The 4,505-nt window shown below is 33.9% G+C and carries 3 protein-coding genes; all 3 read left to right on the forward strand.

Features of this window, described 5'->3' with window-relative positions:
- Positions 1 to 750: 750 nt before the first annotated feature.
- Genes HOG71_13095 through HOG71_13105 form a run of 3 tightly spaced genes read left to right on the forward strand, consistent with a single transcriptional unit; the run spans position 751 to position 4,503 of the window.
- On the forward strand, positions 751 to 2,805 hold the full coding sequence (locus HOG71_13095) for a M3 family metallopeptidase (GenBank protein MBT5991781.1): 2,055 nt from the start codon (positions 751 to 753) through the stop codon (positions 2,803 to 2,805).
- A gap of 34 nt (positions 2,806 to 2,839) precedes the next feature.
- A complete protein-coding gene (locus tag HOG71_13100) occupies positions 2,840 to 4,024 on the forward strand; it encodes a hypothetical protein (protein ID MBT5991782.1) in 1,185 nt (394 codons plus the stop codon).
- A gap of 59 nt (positions 4,025 to 4,083) precedes the next feature.
- Positions 4,084 to 4,503, forward strand: a complete 420-nt coding sequence (locus HOG71_13105; protein MBT5991783.1) for a hypothetical protein — start codon at positions 4,084 to 4,086, stop codon at positions 4,501 to 4,503.
- Positions 4,504 to 4,505 lie beyond the last annotated feature (2 nt).

A 4,505-nucleotide genomic window follows, 5' to 3' on the forward strand; every position in this document is an offset into this window, starting at 1 on the left:
GGATGGCTTTTTAGTTATATTTTGCTTTCTCATTTGCTTCAATCTCAATACTGACTACCGGGACCATCCCGGCAGCAGTATTAAGTAGTTTTCAGTTGTAGGTTTTCAGAAGGTTTTCTTTATTGGGATTAGATCAATCCCCATGTTTTAATATTTATATATTTTCTATATAAAGTCAATGGAGAATTTAATAATTTCTTTTTCATCTGTTTTTCGGATTTACATTTTGTGCAGTAGTTTTCGGTTGGCTTTTGAAAAGGTCTGTTAAAACCTTCTATTATTAAATGTATAGATATTTCGAGGAAAAGTCAAGTGATATTACAATATACTTATAAAATAATTGGATTTAGAGATATCCCAAATCCGATCAAGCCCACCTGGCTCTATTTTCAGCAGATCATGGTATGATGAAACACTTTTCGGATAATTCCTATTTTCCACATGTCGGATAACACCATGATAATACGGAGTTTAGGATGATCACCAATTTTTAAAAATTTTAGCAATTATTAATCGAAAATAGGGTGTTGAAAATATTGGTCTTACGATTCCTCCCAAATTTTTAATCCCCGGCTTCCAGGTCAGATCTCCAGAAATCCGGCCATATTAGCCCGATTTGGAGGTCACAGAATTTTCCTACGATCCCTCCTTCGAATCCATGTAATTTCCTTACAAGAAAAGGAGAAATAATTTTAGAATATCTGATTTATTCATTTTGTATTAAATTTCCAATATCCTAACAGAAATTTATTGAAGGCATCTATCATTATGGACAAAAAGAATCCCCTTATCCATCCACCTAAATTAAAGTACAATACTGTTCCTTTTGACCTGATTCAACCAGGACACTTTGATCCTGCATTTGAATATGCAATTGATAAGGCAAAAAAAGAGATAACTTCCATATCAATAAATCCAGCGGATCCATCCTTTGAAAACATTATTTTGGCTCTAGAATGTAAAGGTCCTTTACTTGACAGAATCACAAAGATTTTTCGATTTTTAATTAGCAATGAGTCAACTCATGAATTAAAGGATATTGCAAATCAGATCAATCCAAAGCTAGCCGAATTCGGACATAGTATCCTGACAAACAAAACTCTTTTAAAAAAAGTAACAGCAGTTTATGATAATCGAATTAACCTTGACCTAAATGATGAACAGATTAGATTGGTTGAAGATAGATATGAGTGGTACATCAAGAATGGAGCCAATCTTAGTAATGACAAACAAGAAGAACTGAAATCCATAAAAATGGAGTTATCACAACTAGGGGATCTATTTTCAAAGAATCTACTGGACTCTACAAATGCCTATGAGTTACATATTACGGATGAATCAGAATTAATCGGTATTCCTGAAACATCAAAAACGCTTATGGCAAAGACCGCTATTGATAAGGGAAAGAGCGGTGGCTGGCTGATTCTACTTCAACAGCCTTTTACAGCGCCGATTTTAACCTACTCTTCAAATAGGCAACTCAGAGAAAAAATATTTAAAAAACTAACAAGCAGATCATTCAATGATAAGTTTGATAATCAAGATTTGATTCTAAAGAAAGCAAAACTATCACATAGGATGGCAAATCTACTCGGACATAAAACCTACGCTGATTTTAAACTCCAGGATAGAATGGCAGAAAACGTTGACAATGTAAAAAGTTTTCTTGATGAATTTTATAATATCAGTAAACCAAAGGCTGATGAGGATATGGAGATGTTAAGGGATTTTTCTGAAGAATTTGATGGTCTTCGAGATCTATACGGATGGGATACTCCATATTATACTGATAAACTCAAGAGCAATACTTTTGGATTCAAATCTGAAGAATTAAAACCATATTTTGAAATGGAGAATGTTGTTAAAGGGGTGTTTGAACTTGGTTCAAAGCTATATGACATATCCATTGAAAGAGTTTACGACGTCCCATTGCCACATTCAGATATTCGGTCCTATGTAGTTTTTGACAATAACCGTGGATATCTTGGACAATTATGGCTTGATTTATTCCCTCGAGAAACAAAAAAAGCAGGTGGTTGGATGAATACATTACAGTCACAAGGGTTAATAGATGGTGAGATGAAAAGACCTGTTGTCTGTATTGCCACTAATTTACCACCAGCTACAGAAAATCATCCTTCCTTGTTGAATTTGAGAGGAGTTGAGATCCTGTTCCATGAATTTGGACATGCCCTCCATCGGTTGCTATCACAATGTACTTATACATCTTTATCAGGAACAAATGTATATTGGGATTTTGTTGAACTTCCCTCACAAATAATGGAAAACTTTGTTTTAGAATCTGAAGTATTGGATCTATATGCTTACCATTATAAAACAGGTGGAAGGATACCTCAAGATTTAGTTGATAAGGTGCTGAAGTCTAAAACTTTTTTTGCTGGAAAGAAATCCATAAACGCCTTAACATGGGAGTTACTTGATCTTGCATGGTATGCTTCAAATCCCGAAAACGTTAATGATGTATATCAGTATGAAAGTGACTCTATTGGTCATACTCTCATGGTCCCAAGAACGGAATCAGCGAGTTTGTCATGTAAATTCTCGCATATATTTTCAGGAGGCTACGCTGCTGGTTATTATAGTTACCGATGGGCAGAAGTCCTTGATGCAGACGCATTCGAGTTATTCAAAGAAAAGGGCATTTTCAATAAAGAAGTTGCTCAATCTTTCAGAGACAATATTCTGTCGAAAGGCAATACCGCCCATCCGATGGAATTATATATAAAGTTTAGAGGTCGTAAACCTGATCCTGAAGCTCTAATGCGAAGAAATGGATTATGTTAAATCCACAATAAAGAAGAATTAATCGGAGATATCTATGAATAATATTGAAAATAAAGCTTCTCAAAATGAAATTCCCGAAATTGATCTACCTTGGAGCAACCTACCTTCAATTTTTGAACATGTTAAATCTAATATTGATGAAGATGGAAGGTTGCAATTGAACCACCTCCCATGTGATGAAAAAACTTATAAAGAAGGAACCCCCCGGTTAGAGCATGGGTTTTCTGATGGTATGGTATTTCACTTTGGAGAGGAGGATAGTAATAATAAGAATGTAAGTAAGCTAGTAGATTTGTTGATAAATATATCAGAAACAAATTCAATCTCCACAAAGGTTGAGCTATACAATTATATACAAAATATTACTTTGGGCCCCATCTTCGTTTTTATTATGGATAGTTTAATGGAACATGATATAAAAGTGGATCTATACTTATATGATTTTGCTAAATGGCTAGCATTTGAAAGCCCTTCAACTAGTTCAGTAAAACTAGGTATTTCTCTGCTTGCAATAATTATAGATGACGATGAAGATATCGAACAAGAATTAAATAGAAAATTATTTACCCTCGGTAAGTATGATGATTTTACGCTTTACGTTGGATATGCAATTTGTTCTAAGTTCAAGTATGTAGAAAGAGAACTATGGAAATTATCCAAATTAGTATCTGGATGGGGACGAATTCATACTATATTTTATTTAGAACCAACAGAGAATCCAGAGATAAAAAATTGGATTCTAAGGAAAGGATTTATTAGCGGAAACATGATTCCATATCATGCATTCTTATGTGCCAGTATTGGGAATTTAAAAACTGAATTATGTAAAAATAATATAGACTCAGAACTATTGCTTGTAGCTGGAGAGCTCATCGAAGCCCTAGTACTTGGAGGACCAATTGATATTAATGATTATGAAGATGGACCTGAAGTTTTCAGACTCTATATAAATTTGATGTCGAACAGAGCCTTTAAACTGCAACAACTAATGATACTTGCTGATATTATTGATTTTCTAACTGGTAAAGCAGCTAGTTCAACTCACATGTCAAAAGAGTTGTGGCCTGAAAAATTTAGGAATGAATTATTAAATAATATCAAGCTTATTTTCAAAGATCCTAAATGGATTCAGATTGTTAAAGAAAAATCAGTTTCGACAGATGAAGATGATATATGGGAAGCAGAAGTAGTTTCAAACATTTTGGGATTGAGTAAATAACTATATATTTTGAAATACTTTAATATCTTTCAATTTTAATCGGAAAGGAGTCGAACCCAATGAAAAATAAAAAAGATAACCCATCTGAAAACGCATTACGCAGATATTTAGAAGAAACAGCAAAATTTGATGCAAGTCGAGACCCGAATGATGAACCTACTGAAGCTGATTGGAAATACTTTAAAAAAGTGTTTCCAGAATTGCAGAATCATTTCTTGGAAACAAAGAACAACGAAATAATTCAGATTTTAACTGACTCTGAAAAAACACCGATTGAGAGATTCAGGAAATCTCGGGAAGTGTCTGATGGGATTGATTGGGAGCTACAGTGTTGTAATAGATATCCACCACGTACCCTCTTACTCTCAACTACTATAACTATGCTAAATAATGGTATGATGGTAAAAGATGATTTGTTGGGATTCAGTTTAAAATTCCAAGAACAAGTGAATAGTTGTCTTGAGAAGATAAATCCATAACC

The sequence above is a fragment of the Bacteroidota bacterium genome (genome assembly GCA_018698135.1).
Classification (GTDB): domain Bacteria; phylum Bacteroidota; class Bacteroidia; order CAILMK01; family JAAYUY01; genus JABINZ01.

What these genes read in the sequence shown, in the direction of transcription:
- HOG71_13100 (MBT5991782.1), top strand. Translation starts at nt 2,840, where the DNA reads ATGAATAATATTGAAAATAAAGCTTCTCAAAATGAAATTCCCGAAATT.
- HOG71_13105 (MBT5991783.1), top strand. Translation starts at nt 4,084, where the DNA reads ATGAAAAATAAAAAAGATAACCCATCTGAAAACGCATTACGCAGATAT.